We start from the raw sequence: 24062 nt of genomic DNA, 5'->3' as shown, positions 1-24062 counted from the left end.
CCCCGCAGGCACCCGCGCCGCCGGTGGGGGCACGTCCTTCGGCCGTGTCCTCAATCGCCGGACGGGCCGGACGTGCGGGCCCTGAGACGGACGGGCTGGACTCACGGGCCCTGTGCCGTACGGGCCGACTGCACCGCTCATCGGCGGGGCCGGGAGTGTGGGTCCGGGATTCCAGCCTCGCCGGCGTTTGAGGCGCGGGGTTCGGGGCGGAGCCCCGCAAGCACCGACGCCGCCGGTGGGGGCACGTCCTTCGGCCGTGTCCTCAATCGCCGGACGGGCCGGACGTGCGGGCCCTGAGACGGACGGGCCCGATGCGCGACCTCAGGCGACCTCACGCCACCTTCGGCCGCGGGTGGCCGCCCCGGTGCGCCGCCGTCAGCAGGCCCCGTACCGACAGCGCCGCGCCCACCGCCACGATGCCCGCCGCCACCGACATGCCCAGCGTGCCGTTCAGCGGCAGCGCGATACCGATCGCTCCGCCCACCACCCACGCCATCTGGAGCAGCGTCTCCGAGCGGGCGAACGCCGACGTACGGACCTGCTCGGGCACATCGCGCTGGATCAGCGCGTCCAGGGACAGCTTCGCCAGCGCCTGGCACAGACCCGCCGACGCGCCCAGAACCGCCACCATGCCCGCGCCGAAGAACACCGCCGTGGTGATCGCGGCCGCCAGCACCACCGCCAGCATCGTCGCGATGATCACCTCGGGGCCGCGTGACTTCAGCCACGCGCCGACCGTCGTGCCGAGGGCGTTGCCGACGCCCGCGGCGACGCCGACGATCCCGAGCGACACGGCCGCGCTCTGCCCGGCCAGCGGATGCTCGCGCAGCAGGAAGGCCAGGAAGAAGATCAGGAACCCGGACAGGGCACGGAACGCCGCGTTCGCCTGGAGACCGTGGAGCACCGAGGGGCCGACCGTGCGCAGGCTCGGCTTCTTCTCCCCGTGCGTGAGCATGTGCGCCTTGGCCTCGCCCTTCGCCGAGTCCACCTTCGGCGGCATGGTGAAGGCCCAGTACGCGCCGAGCAGGAACAGCGCGCACGCCCCGTACAGCGGCCACTCGGGCCCGATCTTCTGCAGCCCGACCCCGATCGGTGCCGCGATCCCGGTGGCCAGCAGCCCGGCGAGGGTGACCCGGGAGTTCGCCTTGACCAGCGAGAACCCCGGTGGCAGCAGACGTGGCACGACCGCGCTGCGCACCACTCCGTACGCCTTGGACGCGACCAGCACCCCGAGCGCCGCCGGATACAGCTCCAGGCCGCCCGTCGCCACCGCGCCGGACAGCGTCACCGCGAGCACCGCCCGGGTGAGCATGGCGCCCGCCATCGCCGCCCGTCGGCCGTGCGGGATGCGGTCCAGCAGCGGGCCGATGACCGGGGCGAGCAGGGTGAAGGGCGCCATGGTGATGGCCAGATACAGCGCCACCCGGCCGCGCGCCTCGTCCGTCGGCACGGAGAAGAAGACCGTCGTCGCCAGGGCGACGGTGATCATGACATCGCCCGCGCCGTTGACCGCGTGCAGCTCGATCAGTTTTCCGAGACCCGACTCGCCCGCGCCGTGCGCGTGTGTCGCTTTCCGGATACCGCGGGCGGTGCCGGTGAACGGCAGGTGCAGGGCGCGTCCGACCGCCCGGCCCGCCCTCCCGACCGGCCCGGCTCGCTCCGACGACCTCACGGTTGCCACCACGTCATAGTGCCCCAAGCCCCGCCATGACGAACCGAGATGCGTCGTAGTTGGACCCTTGTTGGGGCGGGCAGGTGGGCGGGGGGCTGCGGAGGGGGTAGCGTGCGTAGCGCGCCACCGGCGGTTGTTCTCGGCCGCGCGCCTCTTCGGCATCCCGCAGAATGGATGACGGTAGGTGTGCCCGAGACAGGTTGGTCTGGGCGCGGACGTCGATGCGGCCCTCTGGTCCGCTCCGCCTGCGGCCCGTCCCTCACGAATCGGCCGGCGCACCCGTGAGACGGCGTAGGAGAGAAGCGAGACCTGTGAGTGCTGCGACGACGCGAAGCCGAACCCCCGACCGTCTGTGCGCCGAGGCGGTAGACCTTGCCCGGGAGGCGGCCGAGGAGGCCGCTGCCCCAGGAGTGGTCGGCGAGCATGTGTCCCTCGTGTCCGAGGGAGACCGCGTCGTCACGCACTTCTTCGAGAGCAAGGAACCCGGCTACCGCGGCTGGCGCTGGGCCGTCACGGTCGCCCGGGCCTCCCGGGCGAAGATCGTGACGCTCGACGAGGTCGTCCTGTTGCCGGGACCCGACGCGTTGCTGGCCCCCGAGTGGGTGCCCTGGAGCGAGCGGCTGCGGCCGGGTGACATGGGCCCGGGCGATCTGCTGCCCACCGAGGCGGAGGACCTGCGCCTCGAACCCGGCTGGACCGGCGAGGACGCGCCGCCGCCGAACTCGGCCGTCGCCGAGACGCTGCACGACCTGGCCGAACGCGTCGAGGACGAGGACGCCGAGCTCACCGACCGCAGGCCCGCGGGCACCGGGGGCAACGGGCGGGGCGCGATCACCTCGATCGCCGAGGAGCTGGGTCTGCGCCGGGCGCGGGTGCTGTCCCGGTACGGCCTGCGCGCCGCGGCTGCCCGCTGGGAGGAGTCCTTCGGACCGAACACCCCGATGGCGCAGGCAGCCCCCGCTCCCTGTGTCTCGTGCGGGTTCCTCGTGCCGATCGGCGGCTCGCTGGGGCAGGCCTTCGGCCTCTGCGCGAACGAGTTCTCGCCCGCCGACGGGCATGTCGTGTCCTTCGCGTACGGCTGCGGTGGCCACTCCGAGGCCGCCGTGATGCCGAAGACGCCGACGCCCGCACCGCATGTGCTCGACTCGATGGGCGCGGACGCGTTCCCGCTGCGTCCCGCCCGCGACGGGGGCTCGGTGTCCTCGGAGCCGGACGCGGACTCGGACGACCTCGGCCACTCGTAGGGGTCGCGGCGTCCCGCCCGGTTCGCTCCTCCCGGGCGGACGGCCTCCGCCGTGCGTGACGCCCTGCCGTACGGATCGGGCGGGTGGTGATCCACCCGTCCGGCTCTCCGTCGTGCCCGCCCTCGACGTGCCCCCCCGTTCGGGGACAAATCGGTGGACACAGGTCCTTCCGCCCTCTGGACGCCCCGTGCTCGGTACGCGGTACCTTCGGCCGCACAGGCATCACCGCCGGCACGAGCCCGGGCAGCACCGGCAGTACCGAACAGAAACGGGCACCGGCGGCATCAGCGGAAGAGCGGAGTCACAGCGTGAGCGTCAGGACGACCGAGTGGGCCGACCCGTTCGGGACGGCGCGGCTGCGGCGCGGCGTGCTCGACGCCTGGGGTGCGAGCCCCGCTCGCTTCCGGGAGGACGCGAACGCCGAGGAGGACCTCGTCCTCGGCGGCTACCGTGACCGCCTCGTCGTGGAGCTGGCCCAGAACGCCGCCGACGCCGCCGCCCGCGCCGGGACCGCCGGCCGGCTGCGGCTGACCCTGCATCCCGGCACCGGGGACGCCCCGCCGGTCCTCGCCGCCGCCAACACCGGCGCGGCCCTGGACGCCACCGGCGTCGAATCGCTGAGCACCCTGCGTGCCTCCGCCAAGCGCGACAGCGGCGAGAGCGCCGTCGGCCGGTTCGGCGTCGGATTCGCGGCCGTGCTCGCCGTGAGCGACGAACCCGCGGTCATCGGCCGCCACGGCGGCGTCCGCTGGTCCCTCGCCGAAGCGCGCGGCCTGGCCGAGGAAGCCGCCCAGGCGAGCCCCGGCCTCGGCGACGAACTGCGCCGCCGCGACGGGCACGTGCCGCTGCTGCGGCTGCCGCTTCCCGCCGAGGGCACCGCCCCCGAGGGGTACGACACCGTCGTCGTCCTGCCGCTGCGCGACGGTGCGGCGGCCGACCTCGTGGAGCGGCTGCTCACCGGGGTCGACGACGCGCTGCTCCTCACCCTCCCCGGGCTCACCGAGATCGTGATCGAAACCCCGGACGGCGTAAGAGAGTTGCGGCGCACCGTCCAGGGCCCCTACGTCCACGTCCAGGACAGCGCCCACGGCGAGCGGCGCTGGCGCGTCGTCAGCCACGGCGGCGACCTCGCGCCGGCCCTGCTGGCGGACCGGCCCGTCGAGGAGCGCCTGCGGCCCCACTGGGCCGTCACCTGGGCCGTGCCCGTGGACGACGAGGGCGCGCCGGCCAGGCCGCGCACCGCACCCGTGGTGCATGCGCCCACCCCCACCGACGAACCCCTCGGCGTCCCCGCACTGCTGATCGCCACGCTTCCGCTGGACACCACCCGCCGCCATCCCGCGCCCGGGCCGCTCACCGACTTCCTCGTGGAGCGCGCCGCACGGGCCTACGCCGAACTGCTCGGCGACTGGCGGCCCGTCACCGTCGGCACCATCGACCTGGTGCCGGGCCCGCTGGGCAAGGGCGAACTGGACGGCGCGCTGCGGGCGGCGATCCTGCGGCTGCTCCCGCGTACGGCGTTCCTGGAGGCCGCGGCCCCGCGCGACGTCGCCGGGGAGTGGTCCGGACAGGACACCGGACTGCCCGTGGGCGAGTCCTCGGCCGGGCTGCGGCCGATCGAGGCGGAGGTCCTGGAGGGCGCCGGCGCGGAGACCGTGCAGGTGCTCGCCGAGGTGCTGCCGAGTCTGCTGCCGGCGGGGCTGGAGCGCCGGGTGGAGCTGCGGACGCTCGGCGTCGCCCGGGTCCCGCTGACCGAGGCGATCGACCGGCTCGCGGGGCTGGAGCGCGAACCGGACTGGTGGCGGCGGCTCTACGACAGCCTCGCCGGTGTCGACCCCGACCGGCTGACGGGCCTGCCCGTCCCGCTGGCCGACTCCCGGACCACGATCGGGCCGCGGCAGACGCTGCTCCCCCTCGCCGACACCCCGCAGGAGCTGGCCCGGCTCGGCCTGAAGGTCGTCCACCCCGACGCGGCGCACCCGCTGCTGGAGAAGCTGGGGGCGCTGCCGGCGACGCCGCGCGCGGTGCTCACGACACCGCAGGTACGGGCCGCGGTCGCCGGGTCGATGGACGCCGGTGAGATGTGGGACGAGGACGCGCTCGACGCCGACGAGGTCGTGCAGACCGTGCTCGCGCTCGTGCGGGACGCCGGTCTCGAACCCGGCGACGAGCCCTGGCTGGGCGCCCTCGCGCTGCCCGACGAGGACGGGGAGCTCGCCCCGGCGGGTGAACTGGTGCTGCCGGGCAGCCCGTTCGCGGCCGTGATGCGCGACGACGAGCTGGCGCTGTGCGATGCGGAGCTGGCCGAACGGTGGGGCGAGCAGCCGCTCGCCGCCTGCGGTGTGCTGGCGAACTTCGCGCTCGTGCGGGCCACGGACGTCGTCCTCGACCCCGACGAACTGGAGCCCCGGGACGGGGACTTCGCCGAACCCGACGACGCGGGACTGCTGGACGCGGTCGACGTCTGGTGCGAGGACGTGCTCGACCGGCTGCCGGACACACCCGTGCCCCCGGTCGCCACGGAGATCGTCGCGGTGCGCGATCTGGACCTGGTGGACGACGACCGCTGGCCGCAGGCGCTGGCGCTGCTGGCGCAGCCCCCGCTGCGGGACGCGCTCACCCAGGCCGTACGGGTCCTGCTGCCGGACGGCACGACGGAGACCGTGCGGCCGTACACCGCCTGGTGGCTGCGGGACCACCCCGTCCTCGACGGCAGGCGGCCCGCCGGGCTGCGGGCGGCGGGCGGCGATCCGCTGCTCGAAGGGCTGTACGAGGCCGTCGACGCGACCGGCTTCGACGACGCGCAGGTGCTGCGGGCGCTGGGCGTACGGACGTCGGTGGCGTCCCTGCTCGACGAGCCGGGCGGCGCGGCCGAGCTGCTCGGCCGCCTCGCGGACCCCGGCCTGCCGGTACGGCCGGCCCAACTGCACGCGCTCTACACGGCGCTGGCGGAGCTCGACCCGGAGCAGGTGACCCTGCCGGACGAGCTTCGCGCGGTGGTCGACGGGGAGGTCCGGGTGGTCGACGCGTCCGACGCGGTCGTGGCCGACGCCCCCGACCTCCTCCCGCTCACCGCCGGCATCCCGCTGCTGCCGGTGGCCCCGTCCCGGGCGGCGGATCTGGCGGAGCTGTTCCAGGTGAGCCGGCTGAGCGAGACGGTGGCGGCGGAGGTCACGACCGAGGGCGAGGAGTACGAGGTCCCGGAGTCGGTGCACGTCCTGCTGGGCGCGGGCACCCCGGCCACGTACGTCGAGCACGACGAACTGATCGCGGGCGGCACCGAACTGGAATGGCGCCGCACCCCGGACGGGGTGATCCACGCGTCCACGGTGGAGGGCGTGGCGGCGGGCCTCGCGTGGGCGGCTGCCCAGTGGCCGCGCCGCTTCGAGGTGGCGGCCCTGCTGGAGGACCCGTCGCGTACGGACGAACTGGCCCGGAACCGCTGGTTCGACTGACACGCCGGCCGGCGCGGAGACGCAGGAAGGGGGCGCCCTGTCCGGGCGCCCCCTTCTCGCGTGTGACGTTCGCGTCCGTGTCCCTGGTGCCGCTCCCGGCGAGCTCCGCCCTGTCGCGCCTGCCCTACCCCCCACGCCCCGCGGGCGTGGGGGGACCCTCACTCGACGACGGACGACCCTTGCCGGTCACGGCACTAGCGGACGTCCACGAAGACCACCGGTGACGCGGCGGCCCCGACACCGGGCGTACGCGGCAGCAGCCACCGCCAGTTGGCGTCGTACGCGGCCTTCGGCGCGGCCTTGACCGTGCCGGTCGCGTCCGCGGTCACCTTGGCGGCGACGGTGTAGGCCGTGGTGCCCGGACGGCGGAACTCCAGCTGGACCGCCTTGCCCGGCAGGGCGTTCCAGCGGCCGGTCGACCAGTCCGCTATCCCGGCGATGCCGGAGACGGCGAACGCCTTGCCCTTGGTCACCGGGACCGTCGGAGCGGTGATCGTCACCCGGGTCTCGCGCAGGATCTGGGCTGTTGCGAGATCGCTCCGGTCGGTGAAGCTCCGGCCGTCGAGGGAGCGGGCCCATACGGCCGTCTTCCACTCACCGGCGAGATCGTTCCGGCCGAGCCGGCCGCGGGCGTTGAGCGGGAAGGGCGCCTCGCACGTGGACGTGGTGGCGTCCACCGGGGTGCACTCCGGGGTCCAGGTACGGATCACGGCGTCCGGCCGGCCCGGGTCGCTCCGGTGCAGGACGACGCCCGTGTCCGCCACGCCCGCCGGGTCGGTGACGGTGTACCGGACCGTGTACGGCTCCCTGTTGGGGTCGTCGTACATGACCGGCGCGATCACCCTGCCGTTGTTGACGACGACGTTCGTGACCTTGATGGAGCCCACGGTCTCGTCGGCCGCCGGCGCCGGGCCGACGAACGCCCGGATCACCGTTCTGCGGACGGTCGATCCCTCCGAGTCCTTGCCGCTCACGCGCAGCGAGACGTACCGCGCGTTCTGCGGGACGGAGAGTTCGGCCGTGGCACGGCCGCCCGTGTCCGCGACGGGCAGAGCGTCCCACGTCGCGCCGTCGTCGGCGGAGTACTCCAGGCCGGTGACGCTCGCGGTCGCCCCCTGCCTGCGGGAGGTGGCGAGCGCCTCCACGGTGACGGGGGAGGCGCCTGCCGCGTTGCGCGCGTCGAGTCCGTCGACACGGACGTCGACGTCCGCGAGCGGCAGGTCGGTGGCGGAGCCGGAGTAGCCGTCGGAGACGAAGGCCCACTCGGTCGTCTGCCGGGTGGAGAGCCGCGTGGGCCGCCCCGTGTGCCGCACCGTCTGGGTCAGTTCATAGGGCGCCTGCGCCCTCGGGACCGCGGCGGACCACACCTTGGGCGTTTCGAGGCCCTTCGTCTCGGCGAGCTTCGTACCGCGCGAGGTGAGCAGGAAGTCCTGGACGGAGTCGTAGTCGCTGCCCGCGTGGCCGAGCGCGTCGGTGAACGCCCACGGCTCGTACACCTCGAGCTTGGTGCCCCGCTGGACGGCGCCGGACGGCGGGAAGGAGCGCAGCGCGAAGGGCGCGGCACCGAACGTCTCGGCCGGGCCTGCGCCCTGGGGGAGGGTGCGGGGCTCGGCGGTGACCGTGGGGCCGCCGTCGTAGGACAGCATGCGGCCGAAGGCCTGGCCGGGCGTGGCGTACTCCGTGACCGTGGAGGGGAACCGGACCGGGGTCGGGAGGTAGACGCCGGACGAGTCGGTGACGGAGGGGTACGACGAGAACCAGCCCGTGGTGTCGTCTCCCGCCGCGCGCAGGGTGGTGACCGTCCGTGCCAGGTCGGCCGTGCGCACCTGGGCCCGCGGCGAGGCGGGCACCCCGCCGGGGAAGTTGCGGTAGAGGTCGTAGCGGTACGGGCTGGGCGTGTTGGCCGCCGACCCGTCCTTGACCAGCACCTCGTGGACGCGCAGCGAGGCACCGGCCAGTGAGAAGGGCGTCGCGTAGACCTTGTTGCCCCAGCCGCCGAGGAAACCGACGACGTCCCCGTTCGGCATACGGAGCGACACGGCCGCGGAGGCGCGGCGCGCGGACGGGTCGTCCGCCGTGATGGCCGTCTCCTTGGCGAGAGCAGGGTCGAACGTCACCGTCAGGCCGCGGTCCTTCACCGTGAACGTCTTGGTGAGGAGGTGGTCGGGCTGCTGCCAGTTGCTGTACATCCCGACGGTGATGTAGTCGCCGGGCGGCAGCGAGACCTTGCCGGAGCTGCCGAACTGCTCCTCGTCGACCTCGTGGTAGACCCAGGTCTTGCGGTTCCACACCTGGATGATGGGCCCGAAGTGATCGGTGCCGGCGAGCTGGATCTTCACGGAGTACGCGGCGCGCGGAGCGGGAGCGGACCGCGTCGGTGATCCGATGCCGACCGTGGTGGACCTGGCCGGCTTCCGCAGTCCGACGGGCTGCACCTGAAGCTTTCCGTCCGTGACGCTGTAGGCGTACCGGCCCGGCTGTTCGCCCAGGTTCTTCGGCACGACGCGGAAGTCGGGCGCCGACTTCCCACGGCGCGGGACGACTTCCAGCCGCTCACCGGTGGCGAGTGTCGCCCCGGCGGCCGGTACGGGATCTGCCGTGGAGGGAGACGGCCCCCCGGCGGCCTGCCCCCATCCGGGCGCGAGGACGACGGCGCTCGCGGCGAGCGTCCCGATCAGTGCGCCGTACGCGGTTCTTCGACGTTTTCCGGCATGCCGCAGCATCAATGCGGTTCTCCCCACCCCTTGTCGCCCGGGCGTCTCCCACGCCTCAGGCGTCACAGCGAGCGCTGTGGTGGGCACAGCGTAATGCTGTTGGTTGAACGATTGAATATGCCCCCCGCATTGCGCGGCCGGACGTCAGTGACCGCCCTTGGGCTCCCTGCAGCCGCCCTCCATGTAGAAGCCGTGCGACTCCACTTCGGGGGGCGTGCCGAGCAGACCCGTGATGCAGGGCCCGGTGTCCGGCACAAGGAAGGTGAAGCCGAGTGAGCCGCCCGTCCCGTACACCTCCAGGTCCGCGCTGCCGTAGCCGAGCCGTCCCAGTGCGGCACGCAGGGCGGGCTCGTCCCGGACACCCTCCAGCCCGTGCGCGACGCGCTTCGCGTGCGCCTCCCCACGGCAGGCGGCGTCGCCCGACAGCGGTGCCTTCCGCTTGAACGCGTGGTTCTCGGCGTACTTCTGCGCCTCCGGGTCCATCGACCGGGACGCGGTGGCTTCGGGGGACGCGCTCGGCCCACGGTCGGAGCAGATGGCCGCCACGTCCTCGAAGCGGCGGTCGTGCTCGGCCTTCGCGGTCTTCCGCGCGGCCTCGTAGGAGGCGGACGCCGAGGCGGCGGCCCGTTCGGCGGCCTGTTCGGCGGCCTTCTCGGTGCCGCACCCCGCCAGCACCGGTACGGCGAGCGCGAGCAGGAGACCGGCGGCGACGGGCGTCAGACGATGCATGCGGCGATTGTGCGCTGCGGTACGGGTGTTGGTCCTGAGTACGCGTACTCAGTCGCCACCCCCGTACACCTCACCCCCGCCGCGGCCCCCTGCTCTCGTCCGAGTCCGAGTCCGAGGCCGACTCCGGCGGCGGCCACGGCGCGTGCAGGGACAGCGGTGGCACCTTGCCGTGGACCACGAGCCGGTGGCGCACCACCATGACGACGGCCGACGCCAGCAGGATCACCGCTCCGCCGAAGCGCAGAATCGTGTCGTACGCGTCCTCCGCGGGACTCTCCGGAGTCATCGCCGTGATCGTGGTCGCCGCGCCCGCGAGGGCGATCGCGCCCAGGGTGACCAGGAACGTCAGCACCACCCCCGACGCCTCGCCCGCCCTGGCCGGCGGTACGACCTGCTGGGTCGCGACGCTGGCGAAGGTCCAGCCCAGTCCGAGGCCGAGCCCGCACCAGGCGAAGACGGGGATGTAGAGCCACCAGGCCGTCACCTGGCTCAGCGCGATCATCCCCGTGCCGGCGATCAGCCCGGCGAGTGCCATCACCGCGGTGGGCCGCATACGCGTCCCCAGCCGGGCTCCCAGAGGCCCGGCGCATGCCACGAGCAGCGCGGGGGCCAGGAAGACGATGCCCGCCATCAGCGGGGACAGACCGCGTACGCCCTGGAGGTAGAGCGTGGCCACGAAGACGGTGACGCCGTAGCCCATGTTGGCGACCGAGCCCATGCCCGTCACCAGGTCGAAGGAGGTGTTGCGGAACAGACGCAGATCGACCAGGGGGTGCCGGGCCCGGCGTTCGCGCAGCAGGAAGAGTCCGAACGCCACCGCCGCCACACCGAAGAGCGCGAGGGTGCGCACACTGTCCCAGCCCCACGCGCTGCCGCGTTCCACGGCCAACGTGACGGCGGCCAGAGCGCACACGATCGTGAAGCAGCCGGTCAGATCGAGCTGGCGGGGCGCCGAGGGGTCACGGGAGTCGGGGACGGAGCGGAGCGCGACGAGCAGCGCCAGCGCGCTGAGCGGGGCGAGCAGCCAGAAGATCCAGCGCCACCCCGGGCCTTCGGTGAACCCGCCGCCGACGAACGGCCCGAGAGCGGTGCCGATGTTGGCGATACCGAACGCGGCGCCCAGCGCACGGCCCTGGTTCTCGCCGGGGAAGGCGTTGCTGATGACCGCGACGGACACCGGGAAGACGAATCCGGCGCCGATGCCCTGGACGACACGGGCGGCCACCAGCAGCGGCAGCCCGGGGGCGAGCGCACAGGCCACGGACCCCGCGGCGAACAGCGCGATGCCGGCGAGCAGGGTGCCACGGCGGCCGAAGACGTCGCCCACCCTGCCGCCCACGATGAAGAAGCAGCCCACGGCGAGCATGTACGCGGACAGTGTCCACTGGGCGGCCGAGGCGGTGACGCCCAGCTCGGCCGATATCCCGGGGATGGCCAGGTTCAGGGCGAAGAAGTCGACCTGGATGCAGAACAGGGCGACAGCGCAGGCGACGAAGGCGCCCTTCTGCGCGGACGACGACTCTGCGCGCATGGGCACGTCCCTTCAGGCGGGCCTGGCCGTGTCCCTCGCCGTCCATTCTCGGGCCGTCCCCGCAGGTCCGCAGCCCGACACCCGCCCCGCCCCGGGCCGCCTACGCCGGGTACTTCCTGCCCACGAACCTCCAGGCCAGCTCCAGCAGCACCGCTCCCACCGCGGCGATCGCCGCCGCGGCCCACGGCATCGTCATACCGACCAGCTTCAGCGCGAAGAAGTGCTGGAGCCAGGGCACGACCAGCACGATCAGGAAGCATCCGCCCATCGTCGCCACCAGCGCGACGCGCCACCACGTGTAGGGGCGGGCGATGATCGCGAGGACCCACATCGAGACCAGGAACAGCGTGAGCGTCGCCGCGCTCGTCTCCGCTTCGAGGGAGCCGGGGCCGCTGTAGTGGGAGCGGGCCAGCAGGTAGGTGCAGAAGGTCGTGACCGCCGCGATCGTGCCCGAGGGGATCGCGTACCGCATCACCCGGCGTACGAAGTGCGGCTTCGCGCGCTCCTTGTTCGGCGCGAGCGCCAGGAAGAACGCCGGCACACCGATCGTCAGCGTCGACAGCAGTGTCAGATGCCGGGGCAGGAAGGGGTACTCCACCTGCCAGCAGACCACCAGGATCGCCAGCAGCACCGAGTACACGGTCTTGGTCAGGAAGAGCGTGGCGACGCGGGTGATGTTGCCGATCACCCGCCGTCCCTCCGCCACCACGGACGGGAGGGTCGCGAAGCTGTTGTTCAGCAGCACGATCTGCGCGACGGCCTTGGTCGCCTCGGAGCCGGAGCCCATGGAGACGCCGATGTCCGCGTCCTTGAGGGCGAGGACGTCGTTGACGCCGTCACCGGTCATGGCCACCGTGTGGCCGTTGGACTGGAGCGCGCCCACCATGTCCCGCTTCTGCTGCGGGCTCACCCGGCCGAAGACCGCGTGGGAGTCGAGCTCGGCGGCCATCTCGGTCCGCTCGGAGGGGAGCCGGCGGGCGTCGACCGTGTTCTCCGCGCCCGGCAGACCGAGCTTTCCGGCCACCGCGCCCACGGAGACCGCGTTGTCGCCGGAGATGACCTTCGCGGCGACGTCCTGGTCGGCGAAGTAGCGCAGGGTGTCCGAGGCGTCGGGCCGCAGCCTTTGTTCGAGGACCACGAGCGCGGTGGGGGTCGCCCCGGACGCGACGGCAGGCGCGTCCAGCTCGCCGGCGGCCCGCGCGAGCAGCAGCACCCGCAGACCCTGTTCGTTGAGCTGCTCGATCTCGGCGAGTGTCCTGTCGCCCGCGGGCAGCAGGACGTCGGGCGCGCCCAGCAGCCAGGTGGAGCTGTTGCCGTTGCCCTCGCTGAACGCGGCACCGCTGTACTTGCGCGCCGACGAGAACGGCAGCGACTGCGTGCACCGCCAGTCCTCGCTGTCCGGGTAGGCGTTGATGATCGCCTGGAGCGAGGCGTTCGGCCGAGGGTCGGACTCGCCCATCGCGCCCAGCACCTTGTGCACATAGGACTCGTCCGCGCCGTCCAGCGGCCGCAGCTCGGTGACGTCCATGCCGCCCTCGGTCAGCGTGCCCGTCTTGTCGAGACAGACGACGTCCACCCGCGCCAGGCCCTCGATCGCGGGGAGCTCCTGGACGAGGCACTGCTTGCGGCCGAGCCGGATGACGCCGATCGCGAAGGCGACCGAGGTCAGCAGCACCAGACCCTCGGGGATCATCGGCACGATGCCGCCGACGGTCCTGGCGACCGAGTCCTTGAAGTTGTTGTCCTTGACCACCAGTTGGCTGATGATGAGCCCGGTCGCGGTCGGGATCATCATCCAGGTCACGTACTTGAGGATCGTGCTGATGCCGCTGCGCAGCTCGGAGTGGACGAGCGTGAAGCGGGACGCCTCCTCGGCGAGCTGGGCCGCGTACGCCTCGCGTCCCACCTTCGTCGCCGTGAACGCCCCGCCGCCCGCCACCACGAAGCTGCCCGACATGACCTGGTCGCCCGGCCGTTTGAGGACCGGATCGGCCTCACCCGTCAGCAGCGACTCGTCGATCTCCAGGCTCTCCGCCTCGGCCACCTCGCCGTCGACCACGACCTTGTCGCCGGGGCCGAGTTCGACGAGATCGCCGAGGACGATCTCGGAGGTGGAGATCTCCGCGGACGCGCCGTCGCGCCGTACGGACGGTTTGGCCTCACCGATGACCGCGAGACCGTCGAGGGTCTTCTTGGCGCGCAGTTCCTGGATGATCCCGATGCCGGTGTTGGCGATGATCACGAAGCCGAAGAGGCTGTCCTGGATCGGCGCGACGAAGAGCATGATCACCCACAGCACGCCGATGATCGCGTTGAAGCGGGTGAAGACGTTGGCACGGACGATGTCGGCGGTGGACCGGGAGGAGCGGACGGGGACGTCGTTGACCTCGCCCCGCGCGATGGCTTCGGCGACCTCGGCCGCCGTGAGCCCGGTGGCCGGCGGCCGCGTCGCGGTCAGCGACTTCGGCGGCTTCATCGGGTGCACGGGGTCCAGTTCGGCGCCCGCGTCGATGTGGGGGCCGTCCGGCTCGGGGCCGTTGGTCTCGATCCTCGACCGCTGCGTCATGGTCTCGACGGTACGACCGGACGGTGCCGTTCACCCGCCGAGTCGCCCGGGATCAGACCGGGGGAGGAGAGGAATCGTCCCGGGGAACTACGGGTTCGTCCGAGTCGGACCCCGGCTCGCTCCCGGGATCGGCGGATTCGTCCCCGTGCGCCCCCGGCGCCGGCGGGTCTTCGGCGGCCATGGCCGGGGCCGTCGCGGTCTCCGCCGCCTTCGCCCGCTTGATCGCGACGTCCCGGCCCCGTACGTACCAGATGCCGATCAGGCCGAGGCCCGCGCCGGCCAGGCAGGTCCACACCCACCACATCAGGTCGCGTTCGTCGAACCAGTTGTAGAAGGGGATCTGCACCAGGAAGAGGACGAACCACAGGATGGTGCCGCCGACGATGGTGCCGACGATCGGCCCCTCAAGGGGCTCAGGTGCCTCGTGCCGTGGGGTCCACTTCGCCATGCGGCCAGCTTAGTGCTGCTCCTCTGCGCCTCTCCCGCCCGGTCGCCTCCGCTGCTCACACGCTGTCTACGCGCGGAGATGGCGATCACGGCCTCATATGTTCATACTGAAACGGTTTGCCCCTGACCGGTTTTATTCGTATGAACCGCCAAGTTCAGCACCGCTGAACCGCCGAGTTCAGTCACCGCAATGAGGACCGCATGACCAGCTCGGCCCCCGCCAAGGTCGACCCCCCGCAGACGCCGTCCGGCCCCCTGGACCGCTTCTTCAGCATCTCGCAGCGCGGTTCCACCGTGGCCCGCGAGGTCCGTGGCGGCTTCGCCACCTTCTTCGCGATGGCCTACATCATCGTGCTGAACCCGATCATCCTCGGCAGCGCGAAGGACATGTACGGGCATCAGCTCGACAGCGGCCAGCTGGTCACCGCCACCGTGCTGACCGCGGCCTTCTCCACGCTGCTGATGGGCGTCATCGGCAATGTCCCGATCGCCCTGGCCGCCGGTCTCGGCGTGAACACCGTCGTCGCGCTCCAGCTCGCTCCCCGGATGTCGTGGCCGGACGCGATGGGCATGGTCGTCCTCGCCGGCATCGTCGTGATGCTGCTGGTCGCCACCGGGCTGCGGGAGCGGGTGATGAACGCCGTGCCGCGCAGCCTCCGCAAGGGCATCGCGATCGGTATCGGCCTGTTCATCATGCTGATCGGGCTCGTCGACTCGGGCTTCGTCTCCCGTATCCCGGACGTCGCCAAGACCACCGTGCCGCTCCAGCTGGGCCTCGACGGCCACCTCAACGGCTGGCCGGTGTTCGTCTTCGCCGTGGGCGCCCTGCTCACCCTCGCCCTGATCATCCGCAAGGTACCGGGCGCGATCCTCATCTCCATCGTCGTGATGACGCTCGTCGCCATGGGCATCCACGCGGTGGCGGACGTCCCGAGCTGGGGTCTGACCACGCCCGAGTGGCCGGGCAGCCCGGTCGCGACCCCCGACTTCGGGCTGGTCGGCGAGGTGAGCCTGTTCGGCGGCTTCGAGAAGGTCGGTTATCTGACCGGCGTGCTGTTCGTCTTCACCGTGCTGCTGTCCTGCTTCTTCGACGCCATGGGCACCATCCTCGGTGTCGGCGACGAGGCGAAGCTGATGGACGAGGACGGCAACTTCCCCGGGATCAACCGGGTCCTGCTGGTGGACGGTCTCGCGGTCGCCTCGGGCGGCGCGACCTCGTCGTCGGCGACGACCTGCTTCGTGGAGTCCACGGCGGGCGTCGGCGAGGGCGCCCGGACCGGGCTCGCCTCGGTGGTGACCGGCGCGCTGTTCTCGGTGGCGCTGTTCCTCACACCGCTCGCGACCATGGTCCCCTCGCAGGCGGCGACGCCCGCGCTGCTGGCGGTCGGCTTCCTGATCCTCGCCGGTTCGATCCGGGACATCGACTGGAGCGACTACACGCTCGCGGTCCCGGCGTTCCTGGCGATGGTGATGATGCCCTTCACCTACTCGATCACCAACGGCATCGGCATCGGCTTCATCGCGTTCAGCGTGCTGAGGCTGGCCGTCGGGCGGGGCCGTGAGGTGCCCGTCGCGATGTACGTCGTCTCCGCGGTGTTCGTCTTCTACTACGCGATGCCGGCACTCGGCCTCGCCTGATCCCCCTCGGACCGACGTGACGCCCACGGCTCACGTCAGGCCGTAGAACTTCTCCGTCTCGTCGACGGCCGCCTTGAAGCGTTCGTCGAAGTCGTCGCGAATGAGCGTCCGGACCACGTAGTCCTGGACGCTCATTCCGCGTATGGCGGCGTGGTGCCTGAGCCGGTCGAGCAGCTCACCGTCTATCCGCAGGCTGAGCACAGTCGATCCCATGCCAGCCAGGGTTGCCGCAGCGCCGTGGCCGGTGCGTCACTTTCCGGATGCGTCTCACTCATATGGGTGACCCGGCCCTTTCCCGGGCGCCGCCGGACCGCCCCCGGGGTGCGCCTCCCGTGCCGTCTTCGCGCCCCTGTCGGGCCCCCGCCCCCGGCTGGTATTTAGCATGGGTAATGAGTTACGCTAACGAACATGTCGGACCTGTCCTACGGCGACGATGCCGCCGCCGTGAACTCCCTGCGCTCGGCCGTCATGCGGCTGGGCCGGCGCCTGAAGCACCAGCGCGTCGACGAATCGCTGAGCCCCACCGAGATGTCGGTGCTCGGCACCCTGGCGCGCTGCGGCTCGGCCACCCCCGGTGAGCTGGCCCGCAAGGAGTACGTACAGCCGCCGTCCATGACCCGGATCGTGGCGCTCCTGGAAGCCAAGGGGCTCGTCCGGCTCGAACCGCACCCCGACGACCGCCGGCAGAAGGTCGTCAGCCAGACGGAGCAGGCCGAGGCCATGCTCGAGGAGAGCCGCCGCAAGCGGAACGCCTGGCTGGCCGCCCTTGCCGAGGGGCTCGACGATGAGGAATGGGCCAAGCTGCGCGCGGCCGCTCCCGTACTGGAGAAGCTCGCGCACCTGGCGTAACACCCGACGCCCGAGGAGGCGACGCTGTTGAGTACGGGACCCGGAGCAGACTCCGCACCCGCACCCTCCCCTACGACCATGTTCAGCTCACTGAAGATCCGTAACTACCGGCTCTTCGCCATCGGCCAGGTGGTGTCCAACACGGGCACCTGGATGCAGCGCATCGCCCAGGACTGGCTGGTCCTGACGCTCACCGGATCCGCGTCCGCCGTCGGCATCACCATCGCGCTGCAGTTCCTGCCGATGCTGCTGTTCGGCCTGTACGGCGGGGTGCTCGCCGACCGGCTGCCCAAGCGCGGTCTGCTGCTGGCCACCCAGTCGGCCATGGGCGCGACGGGCGCCGCGCTCGCCGTCCTCACCCTCAGCGGACACGTCGAGGTCTGGCACGTCTACCTCACGGCCTTCCTGCTCGGCATGGTCACCGTCGTCGACAACCCGGCACGTCAGTCCTTCGTCTCGGAGATGGTCGGCCCCGACCAGCTCGGCAACGCGGTCAGCCTCAACTCCGCCAACTTCCAGTCCGCGCGGCTCGTCGGCCCCGCCGTGGCCGGTGTCCTCATCACGGCCGTCGGGAGCGGCTACGCGTTCCTCTTCAACGGACTGTCCTTCCTCGCCCCCATCGCCGGCCTGCTGCTGATGCGCAACAGCGAGCTGCACAAGGTGGAACGCGCGCCCCGGGGCAAGGGGCAGCTGCGCGAGGGCCTGCGATACGTCTCGACGCACCCCGAACTGATCTGGCCGATCGTCCTGGTCGGGTTCATCGGCACCTTCGGCTTCACCTTCCCGATCTGGCTGTCGGCCTTCGTCGACGACGTGTACCACTCGGGCGCGGGCACCTACGGGCTGCTGAACACGCTGATGGCGGCCGGATCGCTGGCGGGCGCCCTGCTCGCGGCGCGCCGCGGGACCTCACGGCTGCGGTTCCTGGTCGGAGCCGCGGTGATGTTCGGACTGCTGGAGACCGTCGCGGCGTTCGCACCGGGGTTCTGGATCTTCGCGCTGATGATGGTGCCGATCGGGATGGCCGGTCTCACCGTCAACGTCACCGCCAACTCCAGCGTCCAGATGGCGACGGAACCGGCGATGCGCGGGCGCGTGATGAGCCTGTTCATGATGGTCTTCGTCGGCGGTACGCCCCTGGGCGCGCCTGTCTTCGGCTGGATCACCGACACCTACGGACCGCGGATCGGCTTCGCGGCGGGCGGTGTCATCTCTCTGCTGGCGGCGCTCGGCATCGGTGTGATGCTCGCCCGCGCCGGCGGGCTGCGGCTGAAGGTCGACCTCCGGCCGGGCCACAAGCACCTGGAGTTCGTGCCCCGGGAGAGGCTCGCGACCGCCGCGTGAGACGAGGGCCGGCCGAGGGGTGGGACCGGAGCCGGCCACGCTGTGGGACGGGGGTCCGGCGCCCCGTGGGACGGTGCAGGGAAGGGCTCCCGGCACCTGTGTGAACCGGGCCGGCTGGGCCAGACTCGGATCATGAGACTCTTTGCCGCCGTACTGCCGCCCGGCCAGGCCGTCGACGAACTCGGCCTCGCCGTGGACCGGTTGAGAACCCTGCCCGGTGCGGACGGCCTGCGCTGGACCGGCCGGGCGGGCTGGCACTTCACCCTCGCCTTCATGGGCGAGGTCGACGAGAAGATCCTGCCCGAACTGCACGAACGGCTCGGCCGGGCCGCACGCCGTACCGACCCCTTCCCGCTGCGCATCCACGGCGGCGGGCACTTCGGCAAGCGTGCGCTGTGGGCCGGGGCCTCCGGCGGGCTGGCCGAGATGCGCCTGCTCGCCGAGCGCGCGGACGCGGCTGCCCGCAGGTCCGGGATCGGCATGGAGGAACACCGTCGCTACACGGCCCACCTCACCGTCGCCCGCAGCCGCGTGGACATGTCGCTGATCCCGTTCGTCGACGCGCTGGCCGACTTCGACAGCACCCCCTGGGAGGTGTCCGAACTCCGTCTCGTCCGCAGCAACCTGCCGGTGAGCGGGGTGAAGGGCGAGGAGCCGCGGTACGAGACGGTGGGCAGCTGGCCGCTCGGCAAGGACGCGGGCGCTCTGCCGGAACCGGGCGCGGAGGCGGCCATGGAACCGGGGCCGGCCACCGATCCGGGGCCGGGCGCCCCGACGGTCCCCGGCACCGAACCGGGCGCGGGTACGGAGGCGGGCGCGAGTACGGAGCCGGGTTCGGAACCGGAGCCGGGTTCGGAACCGGAGCCGGGTTCGGGGCCGCTCGAACAGCCGCGTTAACCTCGTTGCGTGAAGACCAAGACCAGAAACCAGATCATGGCCGGCGTCCTTGTGCTGATGTTCGGCATCATCGCCGTGGCGGCCGTGGCCGGCCGGTAGCGGCGTCCGGTAACCGTCCGCTGCCGGCCGGCCCACGGCCGTCCGCCGGTCACTGCCGGTGACCTACCAGGCGAAGGCCTCCGGAGAGGGCCCCGGCCCCGGGAAGATCTCGTCGAGACCCGCCAGCACCTCGTCGCTCAGTTCGAGCTCGACGGCGCGCAGCGCGGACTCCAGCTGGTCCGCCGTACGCGGACCGACGATCGGTCCCGTGACGCCCGGACGGGAGAGCAGCCAGGCCAGCGCGGCCTCACCCGGCTCCAGACCGTGCTTGTCGAGCAGGTCCTCGTACGCCTGGATCTGCGCACGGGAGTCGGCGTCGGCCAGGGTGTCGGCGGCACGGCCGGTCGCGCGGCGTCCGCCCTGGGCCTCCTTCTTGAGCACCCCGCCGAGCAGTCCGCCGTGCAGCGGCGACCAGGGGATGACGCCCAGGCCGTACTCCTGCGCGGCCGGGATCACCTCCATCTCGGCGCGGCGTTCGGCGAGGTTGTAGAGGCACTGCTCGCTGACCAGCCCGTACGAACCCCGGCGCGCGGCCGCCTCATTGGCCTGGGCGATCTTCCAGCCCGGGAAGTTGGACGACCCCACGTACAGGATCTTGCCCTGCTGGACGAGTGTGTCGATGGCCTGCCAGATCTCCTCGACCGGGGTGCTGCGGTCGATGTGGTGGAACTGGTAGAGATCGATGTAGTCCGTCTTCAGCCGCTTGAGGCTGGCGTCGACGGCGCGCCGGATGTTGAGCGCGGAGAGCTTGTCGTGGTTGGGCCAGGCCTCGCCGTCGGCGCCCATGTTCCCGTAGACCTTGGTGGCGAGGACCACCTTGTCGCGGCGGTCGCCGCCCTTGGCGAACCAGCTGCCGACGATCTCCTCGGTGCGGCCCTTGTTCTCGCCCCAGCCGTAGACGTTGGCCGTGTCGAAGAAGTTGATGCCCGCGCCGAGTGCGGCGTCCATGATCGTGTGGCTGTCGGCCTCGTCGGTGAGAGGCCCGAAGTTCATCGTCCCGAGGACGAGTCGGCTGACTTTGAGTCCCGTGCGTCCGAGCTGCGTGTACTCCATGGGCCCCAAGCCAACTCCTTGGAGCGCGCTCGAAGCAAGGGCCGGCCTCGCGGCACGCTCAAGCCCCGCTGAACCAGCCCGCCGCGTCGAGGCGGAAGGCGTCGGCGGGGACGACGGAGCGCAGTGCCTGCTCGATGTCGCCGACCCGGTCCGCACCGAGCTTCCGTGCCCAGTCGGCGCGCAGTTCGTCGAAGATCGCGGCCGAGCGGGACAGCGCGTCCAGGCCGTGCGGGGTGAGCCGGACGAGCTTGCGGCGGGCGTCGGCCGGGTCGTCGGCGCGCACCGCGTAGCCCAGTGCCACGAGCCGGTCGACGGTCTTGCCGGCGGCCTGCTTGGAGACGCCGAGGCGGCGGCCGACCTCGCTCGCGGTCGCGCCGTCGATGCCGATCGCCTGCATCGCGAAGCCGTGTGCGGGGCGGACGTCGGGGTGGCCCTGGCGGGCCAGCTCGACGTGGAGCCGGTCGATGAGAGAGCGGAATCCGGCGAAGAGGAGCAGGGGGAGCTCGTAGCCCCTGCCGGGAACCCCCTTGCCGTTATCGACAACCTGGTTTACCTTTTTATCGTCAACCATGTTGTCCATCTTAGAGGGGTCACCGTGCTTTCCGATCACGCCGTCGCCGATCGCGCTTTTCCCGACCACAGCCCGGAGTCCGCACCGCCCGCGTCCCGTCGTTCGATGGAGGCGGTCCGGCGCAATCTGGGGCATCTGCCGCCCGCGGTCGCCCGACTCGCCGCCTCGCCGCACACGCTGGACGGATTCCTTCAGCTCAGCGCCCTCTTCGAGCGCACGACGCTGGATCCGGTGGCGCGCGAGGTCGTCATCATGACGGTCGCGGCGCGCAACGAGTGCCATGTCTGCGTCGTGATGCACACCGGCAAACTCCGGGCGCTGGGGGCGGATGAGGAAACCGTGGCGGCGCTCGTCGCGCAGCGCCCGCTCGACGACGAACGCCTCGAAGCCGTACGGCGGTTCACGCTCGACGTGATCGCCGCGTCCGGGGCGGCCGGGGACGAGTCCCTGGCGGCGTTTTTCGGCCAGGGCTTCACTCCGCAGAACGCGCTGGAGGTGGTCATGGGGATCGGTACTTACACGCTTTCCACCTTCGCCAACCGCCTGACGCGCGCCCCGCTGGAGCCGACAGCCTGATTTGGCCGTTACATGTCAACATTCGGTGGCTCTCCTTGTTTTCCCCGGAGGCCCGTGCGGCAATGAGGAGCGTCGCTGACGACCCATCAGCCGCACCGTGCTCGCAGGTGATCCGGCTCCCCGGGCTCCCCACGCCCCAGGATCTCGTGCGCACGCCCGATGGCAGCCGCCGGCGTCGGCCCGTGACCCCCACACACGAAGGCGGGACCTCCCATGAAGCACGGCACATTCGGCATCGGCACGTTCCTCGGCGTCGGCCTGCTGGCCGCCGGCACGCTCGCGATGGCGCCCGCGGCCCAGGCGGTGACGCCGGAGAAGGCGACACTGTCCTTCGACTGCGGTTCGTTCGGCTCGGGTACGGCGAACCTCACGGCCACGCAGGACGGCACGGCCGCGACCATCAGCCTGGCCACGGACGCCATCACCTCGCCCCTGCCCATCTCGGCGAACTCGGTGAAGTCCACGCTCACGCTGGCGAAGAACGGCACGGACACCACGACGTTCACCGGCAACGCCAACCCCGCGATCCCGGCGGGCGGCGCCGTCTCCACCGGTCCGCTGGACGGCACCGTGGCGGTGGGCGACAGCCTCGAAGCCACGTCCCTGACCGTGGTGGTGTTCGGGATCACCGCCACCTGCACGGCGACCTCCCCGCAGAACCCCGGGCCGTTCGTCTTCTGACGGCTTCGGCCGGGGCGGTACGCGGCAGGATCAGGCCGCGGCCTCGTAGCGGGCGCCCAGCCCCCACGCCTGGTGCATCGCCTGCGCGTACGCCGCCGCGAGCTTGTGCTCGCCCGACGCGCTCGGGTGGGTGCCGTCGTAGGTGTCCGTGTCGAGGTCGTACCGCTCGGGACGGGACGCCAGGAGGATCGGGGACGCCGCGGTGTCCAGGTCGGCGACCGCTTTGGCGAGCAGTTCGTTGAAGCGGTCGCACTCCGCCGCGAACGGCGCGTCCGCACGGGCGCGCACGTTCGGTATGACGGGGAGCAGCACCATCCGGACGTGCGGGTTGGCCGCACGGGACTCGGCGATGAACCGGCGGACGTTCAGGGCGGTTTGGCCGCTGTCCGTGTAGAAGCCGAGGTCTATCAGGCCGAGCGAGACCAGCAGGACGTCGGGGCGCTGGTCGGTCACCGTCTCGCGGATCACCGGCGCCATGTGCAGCCAGCCCTCGCCCCAGCCCGCGAGATGGCGCCGGGCGTCCGCGGGGAACGGGGCCGCGTAGGCGTGCGAGCGCGGGGCGTCCACCTCGGTGTCGTACAGCCAGGTGCGCGGGCCGACGATCTCGTACGGGCCGCCGAAGGATGCGCCGAGGTGCTGCCACATCCGGTAGCGCCAGGTGTAGTCGCCGGCGCGTCCGATGGTCATGGAGTCGCCGACGAACATGAAACGCATGGGGCACATCATGGCGGACGGGACGGCCGGTCCGCGATGTGAGACCGGCCACGAGGCGGTGCGGGTGCCCGTGCGGGCGCGGGTGCCGGAGGCCGGTCCGGGGCCGCGGGCCGGAACCCGGGCGGGATGGCAGGCTTGGGGCATGCGTTCGCTCCCGTACGTCACCGCCGCTGCCGCCGCGTTCGTCCTGCTCGCCGCCGTGCCGGCCGCCTCCGCAGCCTCGGAGGACCCCGGCTTCACGATCACGGACCCGCGGGTCACGGAGTCCAGCGGTCTCGCCGCCAGCCGGGCGCACCCGGGGGTGTACTGGACGCACAACGACCAGGACGAGCCGCGGGTGTTCGCCGTCGACTCCCGGACGGGGAAGACGGTCGCGACGATCACCCTGCGCGGGGTCGGCACCCCGCGGGACATGGAGGCTATCTCGGTCGGCCCCGACGGCAAGGTCTACGTCGGCGACATCGGCGACAACCTCAACGGCAGCTGGGACCACGTGTGGATCTACACGTTCCCCGAGCCGAAGACGCTCAAGGACATGACCGTGAACGCCACGCAGTACACGGTCACGTACGCCGACGGAGCCCGTAACGCCGAGGCGATGATGGTCCATCCGAAGACCGGGCGGGTCTACATCGCGTCGAAGAACGAGGACGGCGGCGGCCTCTACGAGGGCCCGGCCGCACTCACCCGGTCCGGTACGAACACCTTCCGCCGGGTCGGGGAGGTGCCGTGGGTGACCGACGGCGCGTTCTCGCCGGACGGGAAGGAGCTGGTGCTGCGTTCGTACTTCAGTGCTCGCGGCTACGAGTGGAAGAACGGCCGCCTCGGCGCGGACCACCGGGTGAAGGCGCCGATCCAGGGCCAGGCGGAGTCGGTCACGTACACGACGGACGGCACGGCGCTGATGTTCGGCACGGAGGGGGAGCAGAGCGAGGTGGAGCGGGTGCCGCTCGACAAGGACGAGGCGTCGGGCGGGACGTCGCCGTCGGGGAAGGACGGTGCGTCGGGCGGCGGGGGCGAGGGTGCCGACGACGATCAGAACAGTTTCACCTACGCGGTGATCGGTCTGGCGGCGGCGACGGCGCTGGTTCTGGGCCTGAAGCGGCTGCTGCGGCGCGGCTGAGTGTGCGGGCAGGTGCGGCCGGGTTGCGGGGCGCTGCCCCGGGCCCCGCGCCTCAATCGCCGGCGGGGCTGAATTGTGCGGCCTGCTGCCCTGGCGGGGGCTGGATGGTTCGCCTCGGTGTGCGGGGCAAGTTCAGCCCGTCCGGCGCTTGAGGACACG

Annotated in this window: 17 protein-coding genes and 2 pseudogenes; 9 read left to right on the top strand and 10 right to left on the bottom strand. The window is 72.0% G+C overall.

Features of this window, described 5'->3' with window-relative positions; genetic code table 11:
• Window positions 1-331 precede the first annotated feature (331 nt).
• On the bottom strand, window positions 332-1681 hold the full coding sequence (locus ACFWU3_RS07665) for an MFS transporter (protein ID WP_384432691.1): 1350 nt from the start codon (window positions 1679-1681) through the stop codon (window positions 332-334).
• A gap of 302 nt (window positions 1682-1983) precedes the next feature.
• On the opposite strand from ACFWU3_RS07665, the gene ACFWU3_RS07660 reads away from it, so the two are divergent.
• Complete coding sequence (locus ACFWU3_RS07660; protein WP_384432688.1) at window positions 1984-2916, top strand: DUF3027 domain-containing protein; 933 nt, start codon at window positions 1984-1986, stop codon at window positions 2914-2916.
• 308 nt (window positions 2917-3224) lie between these two features.
• The gene (locus ACFWU3_RS07655) at window positions 3225-6371 is read left to right on the top strand and encodes a sacsin N-terminal ATP-binding-like domain-containing protein (RefSeq protein WP_384432685.1); all 3147 of its coding nucleotides are present in this window, start codon (window positions 3225-3227) and stop codon (window positions 6369-6371) included.
• A 194-nt stretch (window positions 6372-6565) separates the two neighbouring features.
• On the opposite strand, the gene ACFWU3_RS07650 is transcribed toward ACFWU3_RS07655, so the two are convergent.
• From ACFWU3_RS07650 to ACFWU3_RS07630, 5 genes and pseudogenes are all read right to left on the bottom strand, one after another.
• Window positions 6566-9094: a hypothetical protein gene (locus ACFWU3_RS07650; RefSeq protein WP_384432682.1), complete on the bottom strand. Its 2529-nt coding sequence runs from the start codon at window positions 9092-9094 to the stop codon at window positions 6566-6568.
• Window positions 9095-9229: 135 nt separating this feature from the next.
• Window positions 9230-9814: a hypothetical protein gene (locus ACFWU3_RS07645; RefSeq protein ID WP_384432679.1), complete on the bottom strand. Its 585-nt coding sequence runs from the start codon at window positions 9812-9814 to the stop codon at window positions 9230-9232.
• Between the two features lie 70 nt (window positions 9815-9884).
• Window positions 9885-11345, bottom strand: coding sequence for an MFS transporter (locus ACFWU3_RS07640; RefSeq protein ID WP_384432676.1), 1461 nt, complete (start codon window positions 11343-11345; stop codon window positions 9885-9887).
• 100 nt (window positions 11346-11445) lie between these two features.
• Window positions 11446-13911 (bottom strand): HAD-IC family P-type ATPase, encoded by a 2466-nt coding sequence (locus ACFWU3_RS07635; protein WP_384432673.1) that lies wholly within the window; start codon window positions 13909-13911, stop codon window positions 11446-11448.
• A gap of 184 nt (window positions 13912-14095) precedes the next feature.
• Window positions 14096-14359, bottom strand: a pseudogene (locus tag ACFWU3_RS07630) (DUF2530 domain-containing protein); the annotation flags it as partial.
• 200 nt (window positions 14360-14559) lie between these two features.
• On the opposite strand from ACFWU3_RS07630, the gene ACFWU3_RS07625 reads away from it, so the two are divergent.
• Window positions 14560-15996 carry an NCS2 family permease gene (locus ACFWU3_RS07625; RefSeq protein WP_313945659.1) on the top strand — a complete coding sequence of 479 codons (1437 nt, stop codon included), beginning with the start codon at window positions 14560-14562 and terminating at the stop codon, window positions 15994-15996.
• 30 nt (window positions 15997-16026) lie between these two features.
• Here ACFWU3_RS07625 and ACFWU3_RS07620 read toward each other — a convergent pair whose 3' ends face one another.
• Window positions 16027-16209, bottom strand: coding sequence for a ribbon-helix-helix protein, CopG family (locus ACFWU3_RS07620; RefSeq protein ID WP_313945660.1), 183 nt, complete (start codon window positions 16207-16209; stop codon window positions 16027-16029).
• A 195-nt stretch (window positions 16210-16404) separates the two neighbouring features.
• Here ACFWU3_RS07620 and ACFWU3_RS07615 point away from each other — a divergent pair, with 195 nt between their 5' ends.
• From ACFWU3_RS07615 to thpR, 3 genes and pseudogenes are all read left to right on the top strand, one after another.
• Window positions 16405-16845, top strand: coding sequence for a MarR family transcriptional regulator (locus tag ACFWU3_RS07615; protein ID WP_327682984.1), 441 nt, complete (start codon window positions 16405-16407; stop codon window positions 16843-16845).
• A gap of 27 nt (window positions 16846-16872) precedes the next feature.
• On the top strand, window positions 16873-18189 hold the full coding sequence (locus ACFWU3_RS07610; RefSeq protein ID WP_384432669.1) for an MFS transporter: 1317 nt from the start codon (window positions 16873-16875) through the stop codon (window positions 18187-18189).
• Window positions 18190-18321: 132 nt separating this feature from the next.
• Window positions 18322-18882, top strand: a pseudogene (gene thpR / locus ACFWU3_RS07605) (RNA 2',3'-cyclic phosphodiesterase); the annotation flags it as partial.
• A gap of 366 nt (window positions 18883-19248) precedes the next feature.
• Here the strand turns inward: thpR and ACFWU3_RS07600 are convergent.
• On the bottom strand, window positions 19249-20238 hold the full coding sequence (locus ACFWU3_RS07600) for an aldo/keto reductase (protein WP_313945663.1): 990 nt from the start codon (window positions 20236-20238) through the stop codon (window positions 19249-19251).
• Between the two features lie 58 nt (window positions 20239-20296).
• Window positions 20297-20809 carry a MarR family winged helix-turn-helix transcriptional regulator gene (locus ACFWU3_RS07595; protein ID WP_313945664.1) on the bottom strand — a complete coding sequence of 171 codons (513 nt, stop codon included), beginning with the start codon at window positions 20807-20809 and terminating at the stop codon, window positions 20297-20299.
• A 105-nt stretch (window positions 20810-20914) separates the two neighbouring features.
• Here ACFWU3_RS07595 and ACFWU3_RS07590 point away from each other — a divergent pair, with 105 nt between their 5' ends.
• Both ACFWU3_RS07590 and ACFWU3_RS07585 read left to right on the top strand, forming a co-directional pair.
• Window positions 20915-21385 carry a carboxymuconolactone decarboxylase family protein gene (locus tag ACFWU3_RS07590; RefSeq protein WP_384433057.1) on the top strand — a complete coding sequence of 157 codons (471 nt, stop codon included), beginning with the start codon at window positions 20915-20917 and terminating at the stop codon, window positions 21383-21385.
• A 213-nt stretch (window positions 21386-21598) separates the two neighbouring features.
• Window positions 21599-22066 (top strand): hypothetical protein, encoded by a 468-nt coding sequence (locus ACFWU3_RS07585; RefSeq protein ID WP_313945665.1) that lies wholly within the window; start codon window positions 21599-21601, stop codon window positions 22064-22066.
• 30 nt (window positions 22067-22096) lie between these two features.
• Here the strand turns inward: ACFWU3_RS07585 and ACFWU3_RS07580 are convergent, their stop codons facing one another.
• On the bottom strand, window positions 22097-22780 hold the full coding sequence (locus ACFWU3_RS07580) for a GDSL-type esterase/lipase family protein (RefSeq protein ID WP_384432664.1): 684 nt from the start codon (window positions 22778-22780) through the stop codon (window positions 22097-22099).
• Between the two features lie 142 nt (window positions 22781-22922).
• Here ACFWU3_RS07580 and ACFWU3_RS07575 point away from each other — a divergent pair, with 142 nt between their 5' ends.
• On the top strand, window positions 22923-23903 hold the full coding sequence (locus tag ACFWU3_RS07575) for a WD40 repeat domain-containing protein (RefSeq protein ID WP_384432661.1): 981 nt from the start codon (window positions 22923-22925) through the stop codon (window positions 23901-23903).
• Window positions 23904-24062: the final 159 nt, after the last annotated feature.

Origin of the sequence: Streptomyces sp. NPDC058685 (genome assembly GCF_042714725.1) — a bacterium.
Lineage (GTDB): Bacteria > Actinomycetota > Actinomycetes > Streptomycetales > Streptomycetaceae > Streptomyces.
The sequence above is the reverse complement of the archived record's forward strand: the minus strand, read 5'-3'. Positions and strand labels throughout refer to the sequence as shown.

Bases quoted from the DNA above. Each gene is read 5' to 3' on its own strand.
- ACFWU3_RS07650 (WP_384432682.1), bottom strand. From the start codon at position 9,094: ATGCTGCGGCATGCCGGAAAACGTCGAAGAACCGCGTACGGCGCACTG.
- ACFWU3_RS07645 (WP_384432679.1), bottom strand. From the start codon at position 9,814: ATGCATCGTCTGACGCCCGTCGCCGCCGGTCTCCTGCTCGCGCTCGCC.
- ACFWU3_RS07640 (WP_384432676.1), bottom strand. From the start codon at position 11,345: ATGCGCGCAGAGTCGTCGTCCGCGCAGAAGGGCGCCTTCGTCGCCTGC.
- ACFWU3_RS07635 (WP_384432673.1), bottom strand. From the start codon at position 13,911: ATGACGCAGCGGTCGAGGATCGAGACCAACGGCCCCGAGCCGGACGGC.
- ACFWU3_RS07625 (WP_313945659.1), top strand. From the start codon at position 14,560: ATGACCAGCTCGGCCCCCGCCAAGGTCGACCCCCCGCAGACGCCGTCC.
- ACFWU3_RS07620 (WP_313945660.1), bottom strand. From the start codon at position 16,209: ATGGGATCGACTGTGCTCAGCCTGCGGATAGACGGTGAGCTGCTCGAC.
- ACFWU3_RS07615 (WP_327682984.1), top strand. From the start codon at position 16,405: ATGTCGGACCTGTCCTACGGCGACGATGCCGCCGCCGTGAACTCCCTG.
- ACFWU3_RS07600 (WP_313945663.1), bottom strand. From the start codon at position 20,238: ATGGAGTACACGCAGCTCGGACGCACGGGACTCAAAGTCAGCCGACTC.
- ACFWU3_RS07595 (WP_313945664.1), bottom strand. From the start codon at position 20,809: ATGGTTGACGATAAAAAGGTAAACCAGGTTGTCGATAACGGCAAGGGG.
- ACFWU3_RS07590 (WP_384433057.1), top strand. From the start codon at position 20,915: ATGGAGGCGGTCCGGCGCAATCTGGGGCATCTGCCGCCCGCGGTCGCC.
- ACFWU3_RS07585 (WP_313945665.1), top strand. From the start codon at position 21,599: ATGAAGCACGGCACATTCGGCATCGGCACGTTCCTCGGCGTCGGCCTG.
- ACFWU3_RS07580 (WP_384432664.1), bottom strand. From the start codon at position 22,780: ATGCGTTTCATGTTCGTCGGCGACTCCATGACCATCGGACGCGCCGGC.
- ACFWU3_RS07575 (WP_384432661.1), top strand. From the start codon at position 22,923: ATGCGTTCGCTCCCGTACGTCACCGCCGCTGCCGCCGCGTTCGTCCTG.